Source organism: Acinetobacter guillouiae (assembly GCF_002370525.2).
GTDB classification, from domain to species: domain Bacteria; phylum Pseudomonadota; class Gammaproteobacteria; order Pseudomonadales; family Moraxellaceae; genus Acinetobacter; species Acinetobacter guillouiae.
Genome location: NZ_AP014630.1, coordinates 3,680,474 through 3,704,245 on the forward strand (window position 1 = coordinate 3,680,474; position 23,772 = coordinate 3,704,245).

The following is a 23,772-nucleotide window of genomic DNA, read 5'->3' on the forward strand; positions in this document are numbered from 1 at the left end:
TGCTAACATCGAGAAAACAAATATACAACATCAAAAATAATAATATTTTATTTTCAATAACTTAAACAAAAACAACCAACAATATAGAAATCTTAAAAACACAAAAAAAATTGTTTATTTTTCTTAAATTTATTTTTTAAATAAATTAACTTTTAATAAAAAATTACCAATCAAAAAAATCTCATTAAAAACAAATAAGCAATCCAAGCACACTAAGATGATTAAAATACTTCTTTACTTAAGCAAAAATTAATATTCCCTATATTTCTTATATTATTTAAATGAATAAAAAAACAATGAAATAATATATTTTAAATATCGATGTTTTACACAACCTCGATTGATATAGTATTTTCCATTTAACGTAAAAAATGAACTTTCTACTCATAATCAAATATAGATTAAATAATAAAGGTGGGGCCGTAAAATGATTGAATGGCTACAAGGTGAATTAAAACATAGTCCTGAAATCCTATTATTTTTATCCTTAGCAATAGGGTTTTGGATCGGTCAATTCCAATTTGGAAAGTTTCAATTTGGTGGTGTTGCAGGATCATTACTTGTCGCTGTTATTCTAAGTCTTATTGGCGTACCAATCGACAATGGTGTAAAAGCGATTCTTTTTGCTTTATTTATTTACGCAGTCGGTTTTGAAAGTGGCCCACAGTTTTTTAAATCGCTTGGACCACAATCTATTAAAGAAATTTTGCTGGCTATTTTCATGGCCGTATGTGGGCTCATTACAGTCTTAGTCATGGCAAAAATCTTTAATCTAGATAAAGGTTTAGCGGCGGGTCTGGCTGCAGGTGGAATGACCCAATCTGCAATTATTGGTACGGCGGGCGATGCGATTTCTCGTCTAGACTTACCGCTTGCAGAAATTCAGAAACTTCAAGCCAATGTTGCGATTGGATATGCCGTGACCTATATCTTTGGTTCTCTAGGCGCAATTATTGTCTGTGTGAATATCTTGCCAAAATTTATGGGCCGAGAAATTCATGATGATGCCTTAAAAGCACAAGCGGAACAGTTAAAAGGTGCATTTGAACTGGCACCTGGTCAAGAATTGGCTATGCCTGAAATTGTTGGTCGTATCTACAAAGTCAAACAAGCATCAGGACACACCATTGCCGAACTCGAAACACAAGTACCGAGCGTCACCATTGAACGATTAAAACGCAAAGATCAATTTATTGATGTTGCTGCTGAAATCACCTTACAAAAAGATGATGTTGTTCTGGTCGTTGGTCGCAGGGCGAGTATCGTTTCCATTGCCGAGTCTATTGGATCTGAGTTGCAATCCTCACAAGGCATGGAAATGATCATGGATACCACAGATGTCATATTACGAAACTCAAAATATGCCAATCGTACCCTTGGGGATATCAAAGCCAATACACCAGATTACTTAAAGCATGGCATTTATGTGCTTGGGATTAAACGTAACAGTGAAGCGCAAGCTTTAAGTGATGATACGGTCCTGCGTCAAGGCGATGTGGTCACCGTATATGGAACTAAAAGTGATCTTGAACGTTTAGTTAAAGAAGCGGGGAAAGCTCTACCTGAAAGCTTAAAAACAGACTGGATTTTCCACGGTGCAGGTTTAGTTGTTGGTTTAGTCATTGGTCTATTCGTTGTCCGTATTGGTGATGTTCCTTTAACCCTTGGTGCAGGTGGCGGTGCGCTGTTATCAGGGCTGTTATTTGGTTGGCTACGTAGCCGTAACCAAGTCCACGGCAATATGCCTTTAGCCGCTTCACAACTTCTCAAAGATTTAGGTCTTGCTGGTTTTGTTGCTGCTGTCGGTTTGCAATCAGGTTTACAGGCCATTCAAACCATTAAAGAAAGTGGTTTATCACTATTTATGATCGGGGTGGTGGTCACGCTGGTACCGCTAATTCTTTCAATGCTGTTTGCCCGTTATGTACTCCGTTATAACAATGTCGCCGTAATGGCAGGCGCATTAACTGGCTCACGCAGTGCAAATCCTGCTTTTGGTGGTGTACTCGACAAAGCTGGAAACTCAATTCCGACCGTCCCATTTGCAATTACCTATGCACTCGCAAATGTATTTTTAACCTTGCTTGGCCCTCTGATTGTCGGTTTAGCATAAATAATTTTATAAATTTCAAACTCATTCACTTCAAGATAATTAAGGAGACTTCCCATGGGGAACGTTGATTATTCAAAATACGCAAAACTGAGCCCATTTGAACTCAAAGATGAATTGATTGCTTTGGCACAAAGCCATACCGACCGTATGATGCTCAATGCGGGACGAGGAAATCCAAACTTTCTTGCAACTGTTCCACGCCGTGCCTTTTTCCAATTGGGTTTATTTTCTGCCACTGAATCAGAATTTTCTTTTTCCTATATGCCTGAAGGGCTTGGTGGATTTCCTCGTGCAGAAGGATTGCAATCACGCTTTGACCACTTCATCCTAGAAAATCGTGATAAGCCCGGTGTTGTTTTCCTGGGTAAAGCGATTTCTTATGTTCGTGACCAATTGGGACTTGATCCCGATGCATTCTTACTCGAAATGGTTGAAGGTATACTTGGCTGTAATTACCCTGTCCCAGATCGAATGCTAAGAGTCAGCGAAAAGATTATTAAAGAATACGTTTTACGTGAAATGGGCGTACAAGGTATGCCTAAAGAGGAACTCGATTTATTTGCAGTGGAAGGTGGAACCGCTGCAATGGCTTATATTTTTAATTCATTAAAAGAAAATAAAATTATTTCACATGGTGATCGTATTGCCATAGGTTCGCCTATTTTTACCCCTTATCTCGAAATTCCAAAACTCAACGATTATCAGCTTGAAGAAGTACTCATCAAGGCTGATCCTAATCTTGGTTGGCAATACCCTGAATCAGAATTACGTAAATTAGAAGATCCCTCAATTAAAGCATTTTTCTTGGTGAATCCAAGCAATCCACCTTCGGTTAAAATGAGTGATGAAGGTTTAGCGATTTTGGCTGATATTGTCAAAAAACGTCCTGACCTGATTATTTTAACAGATGATGTTTATGGCACATTTGCAGATAACTTTAAATCCTTGTTTGCAATTTGCCCTGACAATACCATTCTGGTTTATTCTTTCTCTAAATATTTCGGTGCGACTGGCTGGCGACTTGGGGTCATTGCCTTGAGTAATCATAATATTTTAGATAAAAAAATTGCAGCGCTTTCTAAAAAAGACAAGAAAGAACTCGAAGAACGTTACTCATCCCTCACCACAGATCCATCAAGTATTAAGTTTATTGATCGCCTAGTTGCCGATAGCCGTAATGTTGCTTTAAATCACACCGCAGGATTATCCACACCTCAACAAGTACAAATGGTTCTTTTTGCTTTATTTAATATGATGGATTCTCGTCAAAGCTATAAAAAAGCAGTGAAATCTGTGGTTCGAGAACGCGATGCTGCGCTTTATAGACAGCTTGGGGTTGAAGTCCCACAAGATCCGAATGCCGTTGATTACTATACCTTGGTCAATTTAGAAAATACCTCACGAAAACTATATGGTGATGCGTTTGCTGATTGGGTGATGAAAAATAAGAATCCAACGGAATTACTTTTCCGAGTTGCTGATGAAACAGGTGTCGTACTCCTTCCGGGTTCAGGTTTTGGTGTTCAACACCCTTCTGCACGCGCCTCGCTAGCCAACTTAAATGAATTCCAATATGCAGCAATCGGGACTTCATTACGAAAATTTGCTGAAGAAGCTTATCTGGAATATAAAAAAGTCAGCAAAAAGAATAAATAAGCATGAATAGCTTAAGTATCAGTTTTAAAAAAAGATCGCATTAATGCGATCTTTTTTGTTTGCGAATGACTAACCAAGTTAAGTTCTATTTACTTGTAGTTATCAAATCTCATCACAGTATTCAAACAGTCTTAATTCTGCACTTTACATTTGATTGCTTTTGCAGGAGTAATATTGGTCGCTGAAACTAATTGAGTTGAATCAAAACCTTCAGTTTCCTCTATAAATAAATGATAGTCTTTAATTTGAATCGTTGCCTGTCCTTCATATTGGCAATAACCTTTTTTAATATTGTCTGGTAACTTAAAAGTCTTTTTTGCTGCATCAAAGTTGCTAAAGCAAAACCAGACATCTCGTGTATCACCTTTTGGACGCGGAATGAGTGCAGCTGATGTTTTGTTGGGTTCAAAACAAATATCATCACCCATATAATCCAAATATTCAGGGTCTAAATTACGTGAAAATTTTCCTGTTAAAGTGGCTAGTCCCTGATAATTTTTAAAACCAGACTCAGTGTTTTTGTATTTGAAGCTTTGTGCTTGTGCAAATACTGGCAATATCCCTAAGGCAATCACTAAAATTTTGTTCATCATCATCCTAATCTACATTTTATAAAGTGCTAAATTTGTAGTAATTTTACCCAATCTTAACACATAAAAGAACCACTTAGACATCTATGACAACAGCCTTTTACTCAATAGCTTGGCTTGTTCAATTTGCTGCGTGGCCACCATAAGCTTTGGATAATCGTCAGTAAGAGGATGTTTTTCCTGATTTTAAGAGATTGGCGAAAAAATGATATGTGTGAAAAAGCAAGAACCGAATTCATTGCTTAACTCGGTTCTCAATGAAATATTGTTAAACTATTTTAGGACGAGACAAAAACAATGTGTTGAACCTATTTTCTGATTGTAAATTCAGTACGCATTGATCCAATTCACAATATTATGATGCTCAACCGCTATAACACTCAAACAACAAATTAGTACAACTTATGCTCAGCTTTAAAGTTTGTAAAATCCAACCGATTTTCTAAAGAAATCAAAGGTTCTACCTCTCGTAATGAATTTATACAACGCTGTGTAAGATGAATATATTCATTTGTTCCATTTCGCTTCCATTCAATTTCTTGTTCTAGTAAATCACGAACGACTTTTGCAGGACTTCCAAGAGCGAGCACATTTGCAGGTATAACAGCCTTGGCTTTAACTGTGCTATTGGCACCAATAATGGTATTTTCACCAATTTCAGCTTCATCAAGAATAACACTATTCATGCCAACCAAAACATTTTTGCCAATCGTACAGCCATGTAAAATAGCAGCATGACCGATATGCCCATACTCTTCGATTAAGGTAATACTTTTCGGAAAGCCATGAATCACACAGTTATCTTGTACATTGGAATTTTTACAGACATGAATCTGTCCAAAATCAGCACGTAACGAAGCAAAAGGGCCGATATAAACGCCCTCTTCAAGGATAACATCGCCAATTAATACAGCAGTAGGATGTACAAATGCTTTAGGGTGTACGACTGGAATTACATTATCAATGGCATAACAAGGCATGTGAATAATCCATATTTTTCAAAGCTCAATTCATTTAAATAATTAAATGAACTAGTGGGTTTAAGCGTCCATTTCCTCAACTTTTAAACCACCAAATCGCTTATAAAACATAGGATGTAAAGGTGGCATAAAACCTTCTGATGTGCGAGCAAACTGCATAAAGTACTCTTCCCCTGCAAAAACAACCAGTTGATAGAGGTTACTACTTAAGTTTCTCGCATTCAGCGATAACCAGTTTGAAGGTAATAATTCAAATGGTAAATTTGGATCTTTTAATAAAATTCGACGGAATTGATGAATGAGCAAAATACGGATTTGAAATGCTTGTGCAGCATCCATATCATCTGAATTTTCCACAAGATTTAAGAACTCTCGAAAATCTTGGATAAATTTTTCATAACGTGAATGTAACTCAAGAATTGGCCAATTAACTTCCACCATTCGTTTTACCGTTGGATAAGATTCTTGCCACAGTTGCAAAGTTTCAGCTTTAAAAATTACCACTTGATCTGTCATGTTCTGACTGAGCAATAAATTCTGTAATTTCAATTTATCGCAACTTGGATAAGCCATTACATTACTTGCGATACTGGCAAAACCCAGCCACTCCAACTCTTTCTTTAAAATTTGCTTATTATCAATATCTAATGAACTAAGTAAGACCAAATCCCAACTTTGATCCCATTCTTTATGATTAAAATTATAAATTTTAGTATCTGCGAGTGTAAAACCGTTGAGACTACTTTCAGTCACACGATAATAACTTGTACGACCAATTTTTTCAGACACTAACCAGCCATTTTGTACCAGTCTAAATACAGCAGTCCGTACCGAACGCTCATTGAGTCCAAAAACACTCATTAACTGAATCAAACTTGCAAGACTGATAATCCCACCGTGATGATGCACACAGTCACCAAAAACTGTCATGATCAGTGACGTTCCACTTAACATTTCTTTGGTAATAAAATCATCTATAGCAAGTTTTAATTTTGAATTCATAATGTTCGATAGGACCTTAATTTAACAATCTCAAATAACAACACTCAAATTAACCAAGGCTAAGCGTACTTGATGGATGTGTAACATGATTATTGTTGCGCAAATCAAATACACGCTGAGCCTTACCTTCTGAACGTGGCAATGCCCCTTCTGTCAAAATTTCAATGCTTACTGTAATTCCAACCATCGTTTTGATCTTAGTTTTGAGCTGAGTACACAGTTGTGCGTGTATTTCCTGAGGTATATCTTGACGCATTTCTGTACGGATGTGCAATCCATCCAGATGACCTTGTTTACAAATTTGAATCTCATAATTAGGAACCAATTCAGGGATTTGTAAAATTTGTTCTTCAATTTGAGATGGAAACACATTTACACCACGAATAATCATCATATCATCACTACGCCCAACAATTTTATCCATACGGCGCATTGTTCTTGCTGTGCCTGGCAATAAACGAGTCAAATCACGGGTTCGGTAACGAATGACAGGCATACCTTCTTTGGTAATCGTGGTAAAAACTAATTCGCCCAATTCACCATCAGCCAACACTTCACCTGTTTCTGGATTGATAATTTCAGGATAAAAATGATCTTCCCAAATGGTCAAACCATCTTTAGTCTCCAGACACTCCATCGCCACACCGGGTCCCATCACTTCAGATAAGCCATAGATATCCAGAGCATCAATCCTTAAACGGTCTTCAATTTCTTTACGCATCTCATTGGTCCACGGTTCCGCGCCAAATATTCCGGTTTTAATGGAGCACTCTTTGGCAGTACCAAATCTTTTTTCCAATGCTTCAATAATATTTAAGCAATAGGATGGTGTCACCATAATTGCCGTGGGTTTAAAGTCATGTATCAATTGTACTTGCTTTTCAGTTTGACCACCTGACATAGGAATGACCGTTGCGCCTAAGCGCTCAACACCATAGTGCGCACCTAGACCACCAGTGAATAGTCCATAGCCATAAGACACTTGAATAATATCTTGATTACTTAAACCTGCAGCACGTAATGAACGCGCCACAACATCAGACCAAACTTGAATATCTTTTTGAGTATATCCCACGACAGTGGGTTGCCCCGTTGTACCTGACGAGGCATGTACTCTGACTATTTGCTGTTGTGGAACTGCAAACATGCCAAATGGATAATTTTCGCGTAAATCTTTTTTAGAGGTAAATGGAAATTTAGCTAGATCTGCTAAAGTTTTAAAATCATCAGGATGTATCCCAACTTCATCAAATTTGTGACGATAGACGGCACTATTTTGATAAGCATGATGTAATGTTTGTTTTATACGTTCGAATTGAACATTGCGTAATTCATCAACCGATGCTTTTTCTAAATGTTCCAATGTATTGTTATTCATATTGTTACTCCCTGAACAGCCATCCTTTGGCTGTTTCTTAAAATCCTTGGTTTGGTCTTGCAGTGGCTGTTATGCGTCAAAATTTTCCAAAATAAGCGCAACACCTTGCCCAACACCCACACACATCGTACATAGTGCATATTTTCCATTACGGCGTTTCAATTCTTTCATTGCCGTGATCACCAAACGTGTACCACTCATACCCAATGGATGACCTAAGGCAATTGCTCCGCCATTGGGATTGACACGTGCATCATCATCGTCCAGACCCAGTGCACGCATTACTGCAAGTGATTGTGCTGCAAATGCTTCATTCAGCTCAATGACATCCATTTGATCCAGACTTAAACCTGTCTGTTTCAGCAGTTTTTGTACTGCTGGTACTGGACCAATTCCCATATATTTTGCTTCAACGCCTGCACTTGCCATCGCAATGACTTTGGCAAGTGGTTTCAACTGATTTGCCGTTGCAAAAGCTTCACTGGTCAATAACACACAAGCGGCTCCATCATTTACCCCCGATGCATTTCCTGCTGTGACAGAACCATCTTGTTTGCGGAACGGCGCTTTTAATTTTGCCAAACTTTCCAGTGTGGTATCTGCGCGTGGATGTTCGTCTTCAGTTATACGTGTCAGATTTTTTTTACGATCGATTATTTCTACAGCACATATTTCTTCTGCAAACACGCCATTAAGTTGCGCAGTTGCCGTTTTTTTCTGACTATTGAAAGCAAATAAATCCTGATCTTCACGGCTAATCTGATACTTTTCAGCAACGTTTTCTGCGGTTTCGGGCATGCTGTCCACCCCAAAATTTGCTTTAAATTTTGGATTGATAAAGCGCCAACCAATAGTTGTATCATAGATACTTGGTGTTCGGCTAAAAGCTGTTTCTGGCTTGGACTGTACAAATGGCGCACGACTCATTGACTCAACACCACCTGCCAATACAAATTGTGCTTCACCTGACTTAATAGCACGTGCAGCCAAACCAATCGCATCTAATCCCGAAGCACATAAACGGTTTACCGTAATCGCAGGTACTGAGTCTGGTAGTCCCGCAAGTAATGATGCCATTCGAGCGACGTTACGATTATCCTCACCGGCTTGGTTGGCACAACCAAGGATAAGCTCATCTAACTGATCCCAAGCCAACGTAGGATGTTGTTGTTTTAAATATTGAATCGGCAAAGCAGCCAAATCATCTGTACGAATACTACTTAAAGCTCCTGCATAACGACCAATTGGAGTACGAATAGCATCACAAATAAACACTTGTTCCATTTTTTACGCCTTATCCTGCTTGTTTTAATTGTTGTGCTTGCTGCACGGGTAAAGTCATAGCAGCAACTTTTTTTCTTAAATACAGACTTGGGCGATAACGCTCTTCACCATAAACTTGATGTAAATTTTCTAAAATCATCAAAATCTGTTGTGCACCCATTTGCGTCATCCATTGGAACGGACCTTGCGGATAATTCACTCCAAATCTCATGGCTGCATCAATATCGTGTTCTGTCGCGACATCATGCAAAATCGCCTCGCAAGCTTCATTGACTAACATTGCAATGCTTCGCATTACATATAACCCAGGATGATCTTTTGTCCAAATTACATGAACACCAATTGCAGCAAAGAATTGTGTCATTTTATCTTGATCTGCTTGGCAACATGCTGGAGATGCAGTCGCTGCAATTGCTTTAGCTTTGTTCCAATCTGCATGCCAATCCATCAGTACAACTTTTTGATGTGTATAAACAATATCGGCAGATTCGCCTTGCGTGAGTTGGAGATCAATATCATCAATTCGAATATAATTTTGTTGAGACACAACTTTGTTGATATTGAATGTCGTTTGATTTTTTAGACGCTGAATGAAATCAGCTTGATTGGCCCATTCACCGTGGATACTCACATTCATGTTCTGTGAAGTATCCTGAGTCATTTCAGGTAAGCGATATACTGGTGTCGGTTGTTCTTGATGATAATTATAGAAGCCTTGTTTATTTTTACGCCCCAAACAGCCTGCATCTACCAGTTGTTTTTGAATAAGAGAGGGGCGATAACGCGGCTCGTAAAAAAATTCCTGATAAACACTCTGTGTCACTGAAAAATTCACATCTTGACCAATTAAATCCGTCAATTCACATGGTCCCATCGCAAAGCGACCACATTCACGTAAAATGAAATCTAACTGTTCAGGTGTCGTCACATTTTCCTGTAAAGCGCGGAAAGCTTCAGCATAATACGGACGAGCCACGCGGTTCACAATAAAACCGGGCGTAGATTTGGCTAAAACGGGTACTTTGTTCCAAGTCTGCATCAGATTAAACAAAGCATCTGCATTCACTTTGGCAGTTTTTAAGCCTTGTACAATTTCAACTAGTTTCATTACCGGTGCAGGGTTAAAAAAGTGTAATCCAATCACACGTTCAGGTTGTGGAATCACAGATGCTATTGCAGTTATTGAAATGGAGGAGGTATTAGAAGCAAAAATAGTCTGTTCTGAGCAAATCGCAGCAAGTTGTTGAAAAATGCTTTGTTTCACTTCTTTATTTTCCACCACAGCTTCAATAATTAATCCTGCTGCCGCAAGTTGCTGAATATCATCCACCACAGTTAAATTTGCCAATGTACTGTCCACAAGGGCTTGTGTTATTTTTCCAGCTTGTACACGTTTATTCAGTTGTACTGTTAGCTGTGCAAGTGATGCCTTGGCTTTATCGAGATCAAGGTCAAAGAGCAGTGTTTGATGACCATTCATCGCAGCCAGTTGGGCAATCCCGATGCCCATAGTCCCTGCACCAATAACAGCGACATTTGCTTGCTGTAAATTGAATTGTTGCATGATTAGCATCCTTTAAATTCAGGGCTACGTTTTTGCATAAATGCTTGTACGCCTTCTTTATAATCGCTGGAACGACCGGCTAAACGCTGTAAGTCACGCTCTAAAATCAATTGATCATCTAGGCTATTGTCAGCAGCAGCATGGATTGCTTTTTTAATTAAAGACAAGCCATAGGTGGGTTGTGTTGCCAAATGCTCAGCCAATTTTTCCGCTTCAGCTTTGAGTTGTTCATCTGCAACACTTTGCCAAATCATGCCAAGTTGCTCTGCCTTTTCAGCAGGAATTTTATCACCCAGCATTGCCAAACCCATTGCCTGCGCGCGTCCAACCAAACGGGGTAAAAACCAAGTGCCTCCCGAGTCAGGCACCAAACCTAAGCGACAAAAGGCTTGAATAAATGATGCAGATTTTGCGGCAAGAACAATGTCACAGGCCAAGGCAATATTTGCACCTGCTCCAGCCGCCACACCATTTACTGCACAAATCACGGGTTTCTGCATTTCTGTAATCAATTTGATTAATGGGTTGTAATATTTTTCAATCGATATCCCCAAATCAGGTGCGTCTGCATTGGGATCAACCACTCGATCAGCTAAATCCTGCCCTGCACAAAAACCACGACCTTCGGCTGAAATCACCACCGTGCGAATATTTGAATCTTTGGCCCAGGCCTTTAACGTTTGTGATACTTCATGATGCATCGTTTCATTAAAACTATTCAGTTGCTTTGGGCGATTAAAAGTTAAATAGCCAACTGCATTTTTTTCTTCAACAATTATGGTTTGGTAATCCATCACACACCTCTAAATTCTGGTTTTCTTTTTTCAAAAAATGCATCAATACCTTCCTTACGGTCTTGAGTTGCCGTAAGCCAGACAAAATGCTGACGTTCTTGCTTCAAGCCTTGGCTTAAAGTCACTTCATGGATGGATTTCAACGATTGTTTAATGACACGAATTGCCAATGGCGCTTGTTTGGCAATTTTTTCAGCCAGTTCAATTGCATATTGCACCGTCAGTGCGCTTGGACAAATTTGGCTACTAATGCCATGTTGTAATGCAAGCGCTGCAGAAATACGTTCCCCTGTCATTGCCCAACGCATGGCCAATTGCTGTCCGACCAAACGTGCTACACGCTGTGTACCACCTGCACCCGGCAACATACCCAAACCAATTTCGGGTAAGGCAAATTGTGCATTTTCACCAGTCAGCACAATATCGCCATGCAAGGCGAGCTCAAAGCCTGCACCAAAGGCAAAGCCATTGATCGCCATAATGATTGGTTTTGAAAACTCATCAATGTGTTTCCATAGTAGCGGACGATGATCTTGCTGGATTGTCACCACATCAAGGGCTGCCAATTCTTTTAGATCAGCACCCGCTGCAAAACATGTTTCATTACCAGTAATCACAACGGTTTTAATACTTTGGTCCCGCTCTAAATCTTGCAGCACATCCACAAGTTGTTTTAAGGTGGCATTATTTAGCGCATTATGTTTTTCTGGACGATTTAACTCGATAAGCATCACGCCTGTTTTCACTAAACTGGTTTTTAAGAAATCCATCTCTTTGCTCCAATGTTATTCCGTTTTATTCATCAAAACTCAAACGCACATTTGGAGTCGTCGGCAATGCTTGACAGCTGAGTACATAACCTTTTGCAAGTTCTTCAGGTTCAAGACTATAGTTAATTGCCATCTCGACCTTGCCTTCAAGTACTTTGCATTTACAGGTTGCGCACACGCCACCTTTACATGCATAAGGTAAATCAGCACCGGCACGTAATGCAGCATCTAGAATACTGTCATCTTCTTTGGCGACTTCAATGATCAACTCGCGCCCATCCAGCACAATATTGACTTTTTCTTCATTACGATTGCCAATATGCTGCGCTGTGGCTTTTTTCACAGCCCCAGTATTAAAACGTTCAGTATGAATTTTGCTGCGTTCAATGCCAAATTCAGGTAAAACCGTTTCGACGGCCTCCATCATTTCATTGGGGCCACAGGCAAAACAATGATCAAATTCAGCATGAATCAGATTTGCTTTAAATAATAATTGCAGTTTTTCAGCATCAATCCGACCATTAAACAAAGCACTGTCATTCATTTCACGAGAGAAGACATTGATCAATTGAAAACGCTCTTTAAAACGATCTTTTAAATCCATGATTTGCTCAGCAAACATGGTTTGTTTCCAAGTACGATTGCCATAAATCAGAGTAAAACTGGCAGCTTGTTGCTGTAATAACACTGTTTTTATAATGGACAAAATTGGGGTAATTCCACTGCCTGCGGCAAATCCTAAGTAGTTTTTTCCTCCAGTTTTAGCAACTTTTTGGAAAAAAATCCCTTGCGGTGGCATTACTTCAAGTTGATCACCAGCTTTTAAATTGTCATTTGCCCAAGTTGAAAATTGACCTTGATCAATTTTTTTAATCGCGATACTCATATCTTCTTGAACATCACTACAAATCGAATAACAACGACGAATTTCACCACTTTCTGTTAAATGGCGAATGGTTAAATGTTGCCCTGGTTGATACTGAAAGCGCTGTTGTTGTTCTGGGGTAAGATCAAACGCAATACAAATCGCCTGCTCAGTTTGGGGCGTAATTGATTTTATGGTTAATGGTACAAATTGACTCATGTGAAAATCCCTCTTTCATTTTAACTTTTCAAACTGTTGAACAATGTTCAACTTAAATGCATTTGAAATAGTCAAATGGTTCTAAGCAGTCTTGGCATTGATATAAGGCTTTACATGCAGTAGAACTAAATTCGCTTAATAATTTGCTGTGTATGCTGTGGCAATGCGGACATTCAATCCCATCGGTTAATGCGACATGTGTACCACAACTGTGTGCCTCGCCTTTCGGAGGTGCGATACCATATTGTTTCAGCTTATCTTTGCCATTTTGGCTCATCCAATCGGTGGTCCAAGCTTCAGATAAATCCACCACAACTTGAATAGGTGTGAAACCTTTTGCAGTAAACACGTGTACGATTTCATCTTTCAGCACGTCTGTTGCAGGGCAACCGCTATAGGTGGGTGTAAGTCGAACCACAATATTATTGTCCTGATCCAACTCCACCCCGCGAATCATGCCTAAATCCACAACCGATAACACTGGAATTTCAGGATCAGAAATCTGTTGTAAAATATCCCAGCAATCATCGCTAAATTGTCGAATTAAATTCATGTGCTTCACTCCTTGTGAAAAGCTGAACTTACCAACTCATATTGGGATAAGTACGTTGCATATATTGCAATTCAGCCAAAACGAAACCTAAATGTTCGGTATGCAGGCCTTGTTTTGCACCACTACGATACGCCCCTGTTTCAGGTAAACTAAGCTCAAAACGTTGCAGTTCAACTGTTACGACATCCAGCCATTGCGCTTTTAAAGGTTCAATATTTGGAATTAAGCCTTCAGTCACCAAGCCTTGTTCTTCGGTGGTTAAGACAAATAATTCTTTGCTAAAACGCCACAATTCGTTTAAACCTAATTGGGTTTTTGCATGTGCTTCGCTTGTCCCTAAACTTAAACGTTCCATCCAAGCAGTAGAAAAACGTAAGTGATATTTCACTTCACGTAATGATTTCAGCGCAAATGCAGCTAAGGCTTTGTGTTGGCTATGGCTTAATGCAGCAAATAACAAATGATGATAATGATCCATTAACCACTGGCGTACCATGGTTTGTGCAAAGTCACCATTGGGTTGTTCACATAACAATAAATTGCGATATTCACGTTCGTTACGGAAAAATGCCAATTGATCTTCGTCACGACCTAAACCTTCCTCTTCACCCGCAAGACTTAACAAGGTTCTGGCTTGACCTAGCAAATCCAAACCAATATTGGCTAATGCAATATCCAGCTCTAGCTCAGGCGCATGACCACACCATTCGGCCAAACGATGCGATAAAATCAGTTGGCTATCACCCAAATGCAATAGGAACTGTGCAAATACTGAATGACTCATCTTCGTCCCCCTTACATATGCTCAATGTCATCTGGAATATGGTAAAACGTCGGATGACGATATACCTTGTCTAATGCTGGATCAAAAAATTCATTTTTTTCATCAGGTTGAGATGAGGTAATCCATTCAGATTTCACCACCCAAATACTGATTCCTTCATTGCGGCGGGTATAAACATCACGGGCATTCTGGAGTGCAATTTCTGCATCTGGCGCACGTAAACTACCCACATGACGATGGCTTAAACCTTGTTTACTTCGTACAAAAACTTCAAATAGCGACCAGTTATTTTTATTGTCCATCATAAAATCCTTATTAAATTTGACTAAAACGCTGAACTAAGCAACTTTGGCAGCAGCTTGTTGTTGCTTTTTTTGTGCATAGACCACAGCGGTATCACGTACCCATTTGCCACCCTCCCACGCTTTACGGCGTGCTTCGATACGTTCGTGATTACATGGGCCTTTACCTGCAAGAATGTCAAAAAATTCGTCCCAATTAATTTCACCAGACTGGTAATGTCCTGTTGCTTCATTAAAACGTAAGTCAGGATCTGGCACAGTCAAACCCAGCTGTAAAACTTGTGGTACCGTGTTATCCACAAATTTCTGACGGAGTGCATCATTACTAAAGAGTTTAATTTTCCATTGCATGCTTTGCGCGCTGTTTGGAGAATTGTCATCACTCGGACCAAACATCATTTGTGCAGGCCACCAAAAACGATTCACTGCATCTTGGGCCAATTGTTTTTGCTCAGGTGTCCCATTTGCCAACTGCATCATGGCTTCAAAGCCTTGGCGTTGATGGAAACTTTCTTCTTTACATACACGCACCATGGCACGTGCATAGGGGCCATAAGAGGTACGACATAACGCAACTTGATTGACAATTGCCGCACCATCAACCAACCAGCCAATGGCAGCAACATCGGCCCAAGTTAAGGTTGGATAATTAAAAATTGATGAATACTTCATCTGCCCAACAATGAGTTTATCCATCATATCATCACGATCGGCCCCCAAAGTTTCAGCCGCACTATATAAATACAATGCATGCCCTGCTTCATCTTGAACTTTAGCAAGTAAAACAGCTTTACGTTTTAAGCTTGGTGCACGCGTGATCCAATTGCCCTCAGGTAACATTCCCACAACTTCTGAGTGTGCATGTTGTCCAATCTGACGAATTAAAGTTTTACGATATGCATCTGGCATCCAATCTTTAGGTTCAATCGAAATATCTTTTTCGAGAGATTGATCGAAATATTGTTGCTGATTATTCATTGTGTCCTCACTTATCCCAAGTGTTATGCTATTTAAACTAAAACGATACAAATAAAAAATCAATACATATTTTTATGTATCATAATTATTTTAAAATTTATTTTTGCAGATGATTGTTTTAATTAAAATTATTTTTATTATATTTTTAAAATCACAATATTAAGCTAAAAAAATTTGACATTTTTAAATTTAAAAGACAAATTATGAGTCATTAAAAATAGAAAACCTTCTAAAACGTATCACAAAAGGAGTTTGACTAATGCTTGATTTAGATACGGCAATACCCCATACGGAACCCGATGAAATGACCACAAAATCAACCACGCAGCCTGCGATTAAAACATTAAGCTCTTTGGTTTATGGACAAGAATATATCGCTCAGCAAGACTTCCGTACTGTCTATCATGCGATAACAGGTGAAGCCATTTATCAAGTGAGTAGTCAAGGAATCAACACGCAAGCCATTGTTGATTATGCAAAACAAAAAGGTGCTGCACTTGCATCACTGACTTTTCATCAACGTGCCAATGCATTAAAACAAGTCGCTCAATATTTGCTGGAACGCAAAGAAAACTATTATGAACTTGCCAAAGCAACAGGTTGTACCCGTAAAGATGCTTGGATTGATATCGAGGGTGGGATCGGAACTTTATTCGCCTATTCGAGTTTAGTTCGTCGTGAACTCAGCGATGAAACCGCCTTGGTTGAAGATGCTTGGATTCCGCTGTCTAAAAACGGTACCTTTGGTGCAAAGCATATTCTTAGCCCAAAGGCTGGTGTCGCTGTGCATATTGATGCTTTTAATTTTCCAATTTGGGGAATGTTAGAAAAAATTGCCCCTACATTATTGGCAGGTGTGCCATGTATCGTTAAACCGGCCACGGAAGGTGCAGAATTGACCCACGCTGTTGTCAAAGACATTTTGGCTAGCGGCATCTTAGCAGAAGGTGCATTACAGCTTATCTGCGGTCAAATTTATGATTTATTTGAACATTTAAACCCTCAAGACATAGTAACGTTTACAGGTTCTGCGTCCACTGGGCAAAAATTACGCGCAACAGCGCATTTAAATCATTATTCAATTCCATTTACCATGGAAGCAGATTCTGTTAATAGTGCTATTTTGACTCAACAGGCATCTACGGAAACAACCGATCTATTTGTACGAGAAGTCTTTCGTGAAATGACCACAAAAGCCGGGCAAAAATGTACTGCAATCCGTCGTGCCTTTGTTCCCCTAGAGTTACTTGAAACAGTACAAACACGGTTAATCACAAAATTAAAAAATGTGGTCGTGGGTAATCCTGAACGTGAAAATGTCACTATGGGGGCATTAGCCAGTGTAAAACAAAAACATGATGTGGCTGAAAAAGTAGAGCAACTCAATCAAGAGGCTGAAATTGTATTTGGTAGCCACCTTCGTCAAGATTTCACCATTCAAGCTGAAAATCCTAAACAAGGCGCGTTTTATCCACCGACTGTTTTAGTCTGTAAAAATCCAAGCCAAGCCACGACCATTCATCAAATAGAAGCTTTTGGTCCAGTTGTTACTTTAATGCCTTATGCAAACCTTCAAGAGCTGGCTGATTTAGTTGCACGGGGTGAAGGTAGTTTAGTTGCTTCTGTGGTGCGCAATGCGGATGAAAATGTAGAGCAGATCATTGCCAAAATTGCACCTTGGCATGGTCGTGTACATATCTTAGATAGTGAAAATGCCAAAGAAAGTACAGGTCATGGTTCGCCTCTTCCTTACTTAGTTCATGGCGGTCCAGGTCGTGCTGGTGGTGGTGAGGAATTAGGTGGTTTACGTGCGGTAAAACATTATATGCAACGCACAGCGATCCAAGGTTCACCCAAAGCCATGACACAAATTGGTCATAGTTGGACTATTGGTTCAGAGATTTTTGAAGATCGAGTTCATCCCTTTAAAAAATCATTTGATGAATTACGTATCGGTGAACGCCTATTGACTGCTCGCCGTACTGTGACAGAAGCTGATATTGTCAATTTTGCTGGCTTAAGTGGAGATCACTTCTATGCACATATGGACAAAATTGCTGCGGCTGACTCAATATTTGGTGATCGTGTTGCGCATGGCTATTTTATCGTATCCGCCGCTGCGGGGTTATTTGTAGATGCAGCACCAGGTCCAGTGATTGCAAACTATGGGATGGACAATTTACGTTTTGTAGAGCCTGTTAAAATCGGAGATACCATTCAAGTCGAATTAACCTGTAAACAAAAAAACCCGAAACCTTTACAAGACCCAAGCCAAAAAGCCCACGGCGTTGTTGTTTGGGACATTAAAGTAAAAAACCAGCGCCATGAATTAGTTGCCACTTACGATATTTTAACCTTAGTCAATCGTGACTAATTAAACGTCTGTTTAAAACTAATTTTTATTGAATTAGCTCCCCTAAATTTCCAAAGTTAGCCTCAGTCATTGTGTGGCAATCAAGCTAGGCTTTAGGGGAGTTTTTTAAACATATCCTAGAATAAATTATCTCAGAATAAATACTGAACAGATGCAATTTCAGTTAGCGATCTCGGCATTAATAAATCACATTGTTGGTCGTGATGATGTATTTGCCTAAATAAAGATAAAATTCATGGAATTAAACACGACCAAAATAACTTTAGATGAGGTGATTGCTCACACGGATACAACGTTGATTGATAACACGACAGCACACATTACAACTTAATCGATTGGATGACTGAGTGAAGATATAACTTATAAGGGTTTATACAAAACCTGATTCAACTTCGTCTGCAAAATCATATTTACCCAAATCAGTTTATTTGGGTTTTCTTGTTGCAAAAGACTGAATAAAAGATATTAAAAAGATACCAAAAATCATAATTTAATTAATTTTAGTATCAAATTATAAATAAAAAACAAAACCAATACTTAAACAAAACTCACAATTATTTGATTTAAAATATTTTAATATCATTATTTAAAATTAAAAACATTACCAATTTAAATTAAAAAGATACCATTTTTATTTTATTTAAAAAATAATGTATCCATTTAAAAAATATTCAAGCATAATTATTCGATTGATTCATGATGAGTCAATACGACAAGGATTTTGTTTCAATCAAAAAACCAAGAATAGATTGAAGCATAAGTGAAATACAAAAAGGAAAAGCTATGGAAAACTCTCAAGCAGAATTGCACGGCTCGACGCTTGCACTTCCCACTTCATCGGCATCACGTACTCGCAAAATTGCGATAGCAACGATTGTTGGGACCACAATAGAGTGGTATGACTATTTTATTTATGCCGCTGTAGCAGGCTTAGTTTTTAATCAACTGTTTTTTAAACCCGCAGGTCCGGCCTTTGCCACCCTGTTGGTTTTTGCATCTGTAGGGATCAGTTTTATTTTTCGGCCTTTTGGCGCATTTATCGCAGGTTATTTTGGCGATAAGTTTGGACGTAAAACCGTTCTAGCCGCTACGTTAATCATGATGGGTGGAACCACAACCCTAATTGGCTTATTACCCACCTACGACAGCGTAGGTATCATCGCGCCTATCATTTTAATTTTACTGCGTATTTTACAAGGAATTTCCGCTGGCGGTGAATGGGGCGGCGCTGTATTGATGGCCGTTGAACATGCACCAACCCACAAACGTGGATTATTTAGCTCATTCCCACAACTCGGTGTTCCACTTGGTTTATTACTGGCATCACTGGTTTTAGTGATCATGACTGGCTATGTTTCACCAGGAGAAGAGTTTTTAGCGTGGGGTTGGAGAATTCCATTTATATGCAGTATTTTTCTCTTTGCTTTAGGCTACTGGATTCGCCGTTCAGTTGAAGAAAGCCCTATTTTTGAGGAATTAAAACAGAAAGGCACCACACAAAAACCGATCCGTGAACTTTTTGGACAGTATAAAAAAGTCATTTTTAGTTCAGCATTATTGATAGCTGGTACAACTGCGCTGGGCTACATGACTGCTGGTGGCTTTATTCAAAGCTTTACCACCAATCCAAATGGTCTAAATTTAGAGCGTCCAATCATTTTGACCTTGATCAGTATTTCTGCCGTTATTTGGACCTTCTTTACTTGGTTATCTGCAGTGCTTTCAGATAAATTTGGACGTAAACCAGTTTATATTTTCGGCTCATTGATTCAAATCATTACCGCTCTGGTGCTTTTCCCACTGATCAGTACAGGCAACTATAGCTACATCATGTCAGGCCTAGCCCTATTATCAATGGGTATTGGAATCACCTATGGTGTGCAAGCTGTCTTTTATTCTGAACTCTTCCCTGCTTCTATTCGCTTTTCAGGTATATCCATCACTTATGCGATTGGCTCGATCATTGGCGGTGCGTTCGCGCCATTAATTGCAGCAGCATTAATCGGCAAAGTAAACGGCATTTATTTAGTCAGCGCATATTTAACCGTGATGTCCGTGATTGCTTTTTTAGCGATTTGTATTTTTAAAGACCGTACAGGTATTGCTTTAGAACCTGATGCTGAAGAAACCCAGAAAAAATCACCCTTCATTTGGAAATAAACTTAAGTCAAGGATGCCTTATGTTATTCAATACACCATTTACAAAGATTTTTACTACGCTCATATTCATCAATACTTGTGCTTTTACACAACTAGCGCTAGCCAAAGATGAATGGAAATTAACTTTAAAAAATGCCTATATTGATCGCAATTTTGATCAAGAAAATGTCAAAGATTCGGGGAGTTGGTCACAAGGCGTATCATTATTTTATCATTCACAATTTTATGACACCCCTATTGAAATTTTAGAACATCCTCTGCAAATTGGCGTTGATGGTTCAATGCAATATGCGGTACGTCTAAGCAATGACAAACATGTCAATGATACCGTATTGCCTTTTGACCCAGTCAAACAAGAACAAGCAGCAGACTATTTAAAATATGGGGGTACACTTAAACTTAAATATGATCAGGCAGAATTGAGAGTGGGTGAGTTATGGCTCAATTTACCCATGACCGCAATCGACACAAGCCGTCAGCTTTTAACGACTTATCAAGGTGTGAACTTAAAATTTCCAATTCAGGAAAAACTTAAAGTCGAACTTGGTCATGTGTCGAAAAACTCTCCCCGCAACGAGGAGGATTTTTATAAATTTTCTTATACGCAGAAAGGTATAAAACATTATTCAGATGGATTGGATTACCTGAATTTATCTTATGATGTAAATAAAGATTTTAATATCAATTATTACTATGGGCATTTAGAAAATTTATATGATAAACACTATTTAGGTGTGGAGCATCAATACCCAATTGCTGACAATATCGCCCTGCATTCAAAGTTACGATATTTTAATTCGCAAGATAATAGCAGTGCTTTACACATCGATAGCCAAAATGTAGGTTTATTGGAAACATTGAAACTGAACAATCACACTTTAGGTGTCGGTTATCAACGAATTATTGGAGACGCATACCCTTTGCCTGATGGTTTTTTACCTGAGCTTTATTTTATTAACTGGAATGTCACCGGCTTTTTTAAAGAAAATGAAAAATCATGGCATTTTGTTTATGGTTATGACTTTAAAGATTACATCCTCGGTTTAAACAGCATTGCAAAATATGCGGTTGGGCGGGATATTAAAATGAGCAATGGTGATAAAAATAAAGAGTCCGAACTTGATGTTCTGACTACCTATAATTTTCAGCAACCTGCGCTAAAAGGACTGTCTTTACAGCACTTATTTACACGTTACCAGCAAGATTATGGGAGTGATTTTACAGAAAATCGTTTCTTTATCAATTATCAATACAAATTCTAATCGTATCGAAATCGCTTCAATTCATGTCTGATGAATTTCATCAGGCATGGATGAGGAAAAAACGTTTATCTCAGCTGATTGTCGCTTAATATAAGGCAATGTTGTCTGACTAGGCCCAATTGTTTAAAATCACTGAAACTCGTTTTTCATTTATAAAAATCGAAGAGTTTTGTATTACAAAAAATTTTTAAATTGTATTTCCACAAATATCTTTCGTACCTGTTGGATAAGTAAATTGGAATTGATTTTTATCTGTAATCAGTTCTACTGAATGGACCTTTCCAATATTAGGTGAAGTCGAATCTGTTCCATAGTAAGCCATTCCATTTGTAAAAGCTAAGCTATTAATCTTACTTGGATTTGCTGAAACATAACCCTTATTAACGCCATTATAAATGACACCAACCTGCTTTGTATCTTGGTTAACATATATACCAATTTTTTGATATCCATCAGTTGTACTTGTCAAAGGCAGCTCAATCATACCTGTTGCACCATCAACACTACTCCCCACGCCAATTGTGACTTTATTTGGAGTGGTACTACCGAGTAAATGATTTGCATATAGAGCTACTATTTGACCTTTTCCATTATCGTAATAAGCATCAGCATAATTAGGATACATAAATATCTGTTCATTATTAGGAAGCAAGGTTGTTGGCACTTTAATCTTGTATTCATAAGCGAAGATTCCACTCTGTGGAACAGCACTACCATTACTTTGACCTGAAATTGCATTACCATTTGCTGCAATATACATCTGTTGAGAGTTCTCTGGAGTGACAGCTGTTGTAAATGATGTCTTTTGTCCAACTATACTGGGGAATTTCTGAAATCCTGAGAAAACTGCAGATATTTGAGCTTGTGTCGCATCAAAATTATAACTACAAGCACTCCACCCACTCATACTCATCAATCCAGTTGCCAATGCTATTGTTAATTTTTTCATTATCCATTCCTTGTTATTTTGAAAATAAAATATAGAACAGAAAATGAGTTTTATGAAATAAATCCGATAAAAATTTACCAACTATTCAATAAAAAACCTATCATTAAATGAACAAAATAAAGGATCAAAAAATGAAAAAATTCCTACTTCTCACCCTCTTAATTAGTGGTGGAGCTTGGGCTGAGTTACCAAAATCCAAATCATCATGTCAAATCCAAGTTCAACAATTAAAATTTGCTCGTTTAGTTGCTCTTAGTAGTCTTTGTGATAAAGATGAAAATTCAACTTACGGAAAAAGCTTAAGTGCTTTGTTTTTAAAAAATCAAAAGAAATGTAAGGTTTCCCGTGAACAGATTGACCCTACAGATGAACAGGTAATGAATGCTTATGATGAACTCATTGGTTTACCTATAGAACAGCAAAAAATACGATGCAGAACGGCAGATAAACAGATCAAAGTCCACTTTTAAAAACTTAAGACTTACTCGGTAAAACTGTTCCAGTGTGCTGAATTCTAGAACTGCATAGTGTATGATATTGATGCTTATAGAGGAACTTCAAGCAACTAATATAAGATGTATCATGTTAATTTTAGACAAACTACAATGTAATAATTCAAGCCATGGAAAGAAAGAAATACCAAGAAGAAAAACATTCTAAGTATATTTATTCAAGTAAAAGACGTATTCAGCGAAGAGTTCTGCAATTAGAAAAAACTACAGCAGAAGCAATTCATCATTATATTCAGTTCAGCTATCAAGATAGATGGTTTGAAAGCAACTTTGCATTCTTAAGTTGTTGGAAATTTTCTAAAGTAGATTTTGGTAAATCTGATACTTTTTGGTGTGATGCTATTTATTTTGAAGATTTTCATATAGAAAATAACAAAATATTTGTTTTTAGTGGACATGCTTGGATTAGTTTATTAAGTAATGTTGGTTCAGAATGGAAAGTTCCTGTTAAGGGGAGATTCTATATCAATTCGAAAGGGAAAATTTTAAAAAACTATACATTAATTTTTTACAACGGAAGTCAGGAATTAATTTTATCGAAAAAATAAAAAAAACCTTAACTTAGCCTCTATATATCATAATTGGCTCTATATACATAACTCTCTCAGAGGCCAAGCCCCATCTCATTCATTAAGCAAAAGTACTCGAAGTAATTCTTATAAAGCTGCCAATACAAAAAGCTA

Annotated in this window: 21 protein-coding genes; 7 read left to right on the forward strand and 14 right to left on the reverse strand. The window is 38.3% G+C overall.

Annotation, left to right across the window (positions count from 1 at the left end; all coding sequences use genetic code 11):
• The first annotated feature begins 427 nt into the window (after positions 1–427).
• Positions 428–2,113: an aspartate-alanine antiporter gene (gene aspT, locus AS4_RS17085; RefSeq protein ID WP_096734965.1), complete on the forward strand. Its 1,686-nt coding sequence runs from the start codon at positions 428–430 to the stop codon at positions 2,111–2,113.
• Between the two features lie 54 nt (positions 2,114–2,167).
• A complete protein-coding gene (locus AS4_RS17090; protein ID WP_096734966.1) occupies positions 2,168–3,769 on the forward strand; it encodes a bifunctional aspartate transaminase/aspartate 4-decarboxylase in 1,602 nt (533 codons plus the stop codon).
• Positions 3,770–3,900: 131 nt separating this feature from the next.
• On the opposite strand, the gene AS4_RS17095 is transcribed toward AS4_RS17090, so the two are convergent.
• The 13 genes from AS4_RS17095 to paaA form a co-directional block, all read right to left on the reverse strand.
• Positions 3,901–4,359: a hypothetical protein gene (locus tag AS4_RS17095; RefSeq protein ID WP_096734967.1), complete on the reverse strand. Its 459-nt coding sequence runs from the start codon at positions 4,357–4,359 to the stop codon at positions 3,901–3,903.
• A gap of 392 nt (positions 4,360–4,751) precedes the next feature.
• Positions 4,752–5,339 carry a gamma carbonic anhydrase family protein gene (locus AS4_RS17100; protein WP_096734968.1) on the reverse strand — a complete coding sequence of 196 codons (588 nt, stop codon included), beginning with the start codon at positions 5,337–5,339 and terminating at the stop codon, positions 4,752–4,754.
• A 60-nt stretch (positions 5,340–5,399) separates the two neighbouring features.
• Positions 5,400–6,341 carry a PaaX family transcriptional regulator gene (locus tag AS4_RS17105; protein ID WP_004717750.1) on the reverse strand — a complete coding sequence of 314 codons (942 nt, stop codon included), beginning with the start codon at positions 6,339–6,341 and terminating at the stop codon, positions 5,400–5,402.
• Positions 6,342–6,390: 49 nt separating this feature from the next.
• Complete coding sequence (gene paaK, locus AS4_RS17110) at positions 6,391–7,719, reverse strand: phenylacetate--CoA ligase PaaK (protein WP_096734969.1); 1,329 nt, start codon at positions 7,717–7,719, stop codon at positions 6,391–6,393.
• Between the two features lie 69 nt (positions 7,720–7,788).
• The gene (gene pcaF / locus AS4_RS17115) at positions 7,789–9,003 is read right to left on the reverse strand and encodes a 3-oxoadipyl-CoA thiolase (RefSeq protein WP_096734970.1); all 1,215 of its coding nucleotides are present in this window, start codon (positions 9,001–9,003) and stop codon (positions 7,789–7,791) included.
• A 10-nt stretch (positions 9,004–9,013) separates the two neighbouring features.
• Entirely contained in the window at positions 9,014–10,567 is a 1,554-nt protein-coding gene (locus AS4_RS17120) for a 3-hydroxyacyl-CoA dehydrogenase (RefSeq protein WP_096734971.1), read from the reverse strand.
• A 2-nt stretch (positions 10,568–10,569) separates the two neighbouring features.
• Positions 10,570–11,361, reverse strand: coding sequence for a 2-(1,2-epoxy-1,2-dihydrophenyl)acetyl-CoA isomerase PaaG (gene paaG / locus AS4_RS17125; protein ID WP_096734972.1), 792 nt, complete (start codon positions 11,359–11,361; stop codon positions 10,570–10,572).
• A complete protein-coding gene (locus AS4_RS17130) occupies positions 11,361–12,131 on the reverse strand; it encodes an enoyl-CoA hydratase-related protein (RefSeq protein WP_096734973.1) in 771 nt (256 codons plus the stop codon). Before AS4_RS17130 ends, paaG begins: the two co-directional genes overlap by 1 nt.
• 25 nt (positions 12,132–12,156) lie before the next feature.
• Positions 12,157–13,215: a 2Fe-2S iron-sulfur cluster-binding protein gene (locus tag AS4_RS17135; RefSeq protein ID WP_096734974.1), complete on the reverse strand. Its 1,059-nt coding sequence runs from the start codon at positions 13,213–13,215 to the stop codon at positions 12,157–12,159.
• A 52-nt stretch (positions 13,216–13,267) separates the two neighbouring features.
• Positions 13,268–13,768 carry a 1,2-phenylacetyl-CoA epoxidase subunit PaaD gene (gene paaD / locus AS4_RS17140; RefSeq protein WP_096734975.1) on the reverse strand — a complete coding sequence of 167 codons (501 nt, stop codon included), beginning with the start codon at positions 13,766–13,768 and terminating at the stop codon, positions 13,268–13,270.
• A 28-nt stretch (positions 13,769–13,796) separates the two neighbouring features.
• Entirely contained in the window at positions 13,797–14,552 is a 756-nt protein-coding gene (gene paaC, locus AS4_RS17145) for a 1,2-phenylacetyl-CoA epoxidase subunit PaaC (protein ID WP_096734976.1), read from the reverse strand.
• Between the two features lie 11 nt (positions 14,553–14,563).
• Positions 14,564–14,854 carry a 1,2-phenylacetyl-CoA epoxidase subunit PaaB gene (gene paaB, locus AS4_RS17150; RefSeq protein ID WP_096734977.1) on the reverse strand — a complete coding sequence of 97 codons (291 nt, stop codon included), beginning with the start codon at positions 14,852–14,854 and terminating at the stop codon, positions 14,564–14,566.
• A gap of 36 nt (positions 14,855–14,890) precedes the next feature.
• Positions 14,891–15,832 carry a 1,2-phenylacetyl-CoA epoxidase subunit PaaA gene (gene paaA, locus AS4_RS17155; protein ID WP_096734978.1) on the reverse strand — a complete coding sequence of 314 codons (942 nt, stop codon included), beginning with the start codon at positions 15,830–15,832 and terminating at the stop codon, positions 14,891–14,893.
• Positions 15,833–16,136: 304 nt separating this feature from the next.
• On the opposite strand from paaA, the gene paaZ reads away from it, so the two are divergent.
• From paaZ to AS4_RS17170, 3 genes are all read left to right on the forward strand, one after another.
• The gene (paaZ, locus tag AS4_RS17160; protein WP_227548167.1) at positions 16,137–18,206 is read left to right on the forward strand and encodes a phenylacetic acid degradation bifunctional protein PaaZ; all 2,070 of its coding nucleotides are present in this window, start codon (positions 16,137–16,139) and stop codon (positions 18,204–18,206) included.
• A gap of 783 nt (positions 18,207–18,989) precedes the next feature.
• Entirely contained in the window at positions 18,990–20,366 is a 1,377-nt protein-coding gene (locus AS4_RS17165; protein ID WP_096734980.1) for an MFS transporter, read from the forward strand.
• A 20-nt stretch (positions 20,367–20,386) separates the two neighbouring features.
• Positions 20,387–21,628, forward strand: a complete 1,242-nt coding sequence (locus tag AS4_RS17170) for an OprD family outer membrane porin (protein WP_096734981.1) — start codon at positions 20,387–20,389, stop codon at positions 21,626–21,628.
• Between the two features lie 187 nt (positions 21,629–21,815).
• Here the strand turns inward: AS4_RS17170 and AS4_RS17175 are convergent, their stop codons facing one another.
• A complete protein-coding gene (locus AS4_RS17175; RefSeq protein ID WP_096734982.1) occupies positions 21,816–22,577 on the reverse strand; it encodes a DUF4882 family protein in 762 nt (253 codons plus the stop codon).
• Positions 22,578–22,708: 131 nt separating this feature from the next.
• On the opposite strand from AS4_RS17175, the gene AS4_RS17180 reads away from it, so the two are divergent.
• Together AS4_RS17180 and AS4_RS17185 are read left to right on the forward strand one after the other, a co-directional pair.
• On the forward strand, positions 22,709–23,047 hold the full coding sequence (locus tag AS4_RS17180) for a hypothetical protein (RefSeq protein ID WP_096734983.1): 339 nt from the start codon (positions 22,709–22,711) through the stop codon (positions 23,045–23,047).
• A gap of 152 nt (positions 23,048–23,199) precedes the next feature.
• Positions 23,200–23,637: a hypothetical protein gene (locus tag AS4_RS17185; RefSeq protein ID WP_004817322.1), complete on the forward strand. Its 438-nt coding sequence runs from the start codon at positions 23,200–23,202 to the stop codon at positions 23,635–23,637.
• Positions 23,638–23,772: the final 135 nt, after the last annotated feature.

Coding starts and splice junctions, on each gene's coding strand:
- aspT (WP_096734965.1), top strand. CDS start 428: ATGATTGAATGGCTACAAGGTGAATTAAAACATAGTCCTGAAATCCTA.
- AS4_RS17090 (WP_096734966.1), top strand. CDS start 2,168: ATGGGGAACGTTGATTATTCAAAATACGCAAAACTGAGCCCATTTGAA.
- AS4_RS17095 (WP_096734967.1), bottom strand. CDS start 4,359: ATGAACAAAATTTTAGTGATTGCCTTAGGGATATTGCCAGTATTTGCA.
- AS4_RS17100 (WP_096734968.1), bottom strand. CDS start 5,339: ATGCCTTGTTATGCCATTGATAATGTAATTCCAGTCGTACACCCTAAA.
- AS4_RS17105 (WP_004717750.1), bottom strand. CDS start 6,341: ATGAATTCAAAATTAAAACTTGCTATAGATGATTTTATTACCAAAGAA.
- paaK (WP_096734969.1), bottom strand. CDS start 7,719: ATGAATAACAATACATTGGAACATTTAGAAAAAGCATCGGTTGATGAA.
- pcaF (WP_096734970.1), bottom strand. CDS start 9,003: ATGGAACAAGTGTTTATTTGTGATGCTATTCGTACTCCAATTGGTCGT.
- AS4_RS17120 (WP_096734971.1), bottom strand. CDS start 10,567: ATGCAACAATTCAATTTACAGCAAGCAAATGTCGCTGTTATTGGTGCA.
- paaG (WP_096734972.1), bottom strand. CDS start 11,361: ATGGATTACCAAACCATAATTGTTGAAGAAAAAAATGCAGTTGGCTAT.
- AS4_RS17130 (WP_096734973.1), bottom strand. CDS start 12,131: ATGGATTTCTTAAAAACCAGTTTAGTGAAAACAGGCGTGATGCTTATC.
- AS4_RS17135 (WP_096734974.1), bottom strand. CDS start 13,215: ATGAGTCAATTTGTACCATTAACCATAAAATCAATTACGCCCCAAACT.
- paaD (WP_096734975.1), bottom strand. CDS start 13,768: ATGAATTTAATTCGACAATTTAGCGATGATTGCTGGGATATTTTACAA.
- paaC (WP_096734976.1), bottom strand. CDS start 14,552: ATGAGTCATTCAGTATTTGCACAGTTCCTATTGCATTTGGGTGATAGC.
- paaB (WP_096734977.1), bottom strand. CDS start 14,854: ATGGACAATAAAAATAACTGGTCGCTATTTGAAGTTTTTGTACGAAGT.
- paaA (WP_096734978.1), bottom strand. CDS start 15,832: ATGAATAATCAGCAACAATATTTCGATCAATCTCTCGAAAAAGATATT.
- paaZ (WP_227548167.1), top strand. CDS start 16,137: ATGACCACAAAATCAACCACGCAGCCTGCGATTAAAACATTAAGCTCT.
- AS4_RS17165 (WP_096734980.1), top strand. CDS start 18,990: ATGGAAAACTCTCAAGCAGAATTGCACGGCTCGACGCTTGCACTTCCC.
- AS4_RS17170 (WP_096734981.1), top strand. CDS start 20,387: ATGTTATTCAATACACCATTTACAAAGATTTTTACTACGCTCATATTC.
- AS4_RS17175 (WP_096734982.1), bottom strand. CDS start 22,577: ATGAAAAAATTAACAATAGCATTGGCAACTGGATTGATGAGTATGAGT.
- AS4_RS17180 (WP_096734983.1), top strand. CDS start 22,709: ATGAAAAAATTCCTACTTCTCACCCTCTTAATTAGTGGTGGAGCTTGG.
- AS4_RS17185 (WP_004817322.1), top strand. CDS start 23,200: ATGGAAAGAAAGAAATACCAAGAAGAAAAACATTCTAAGTATATTTAT.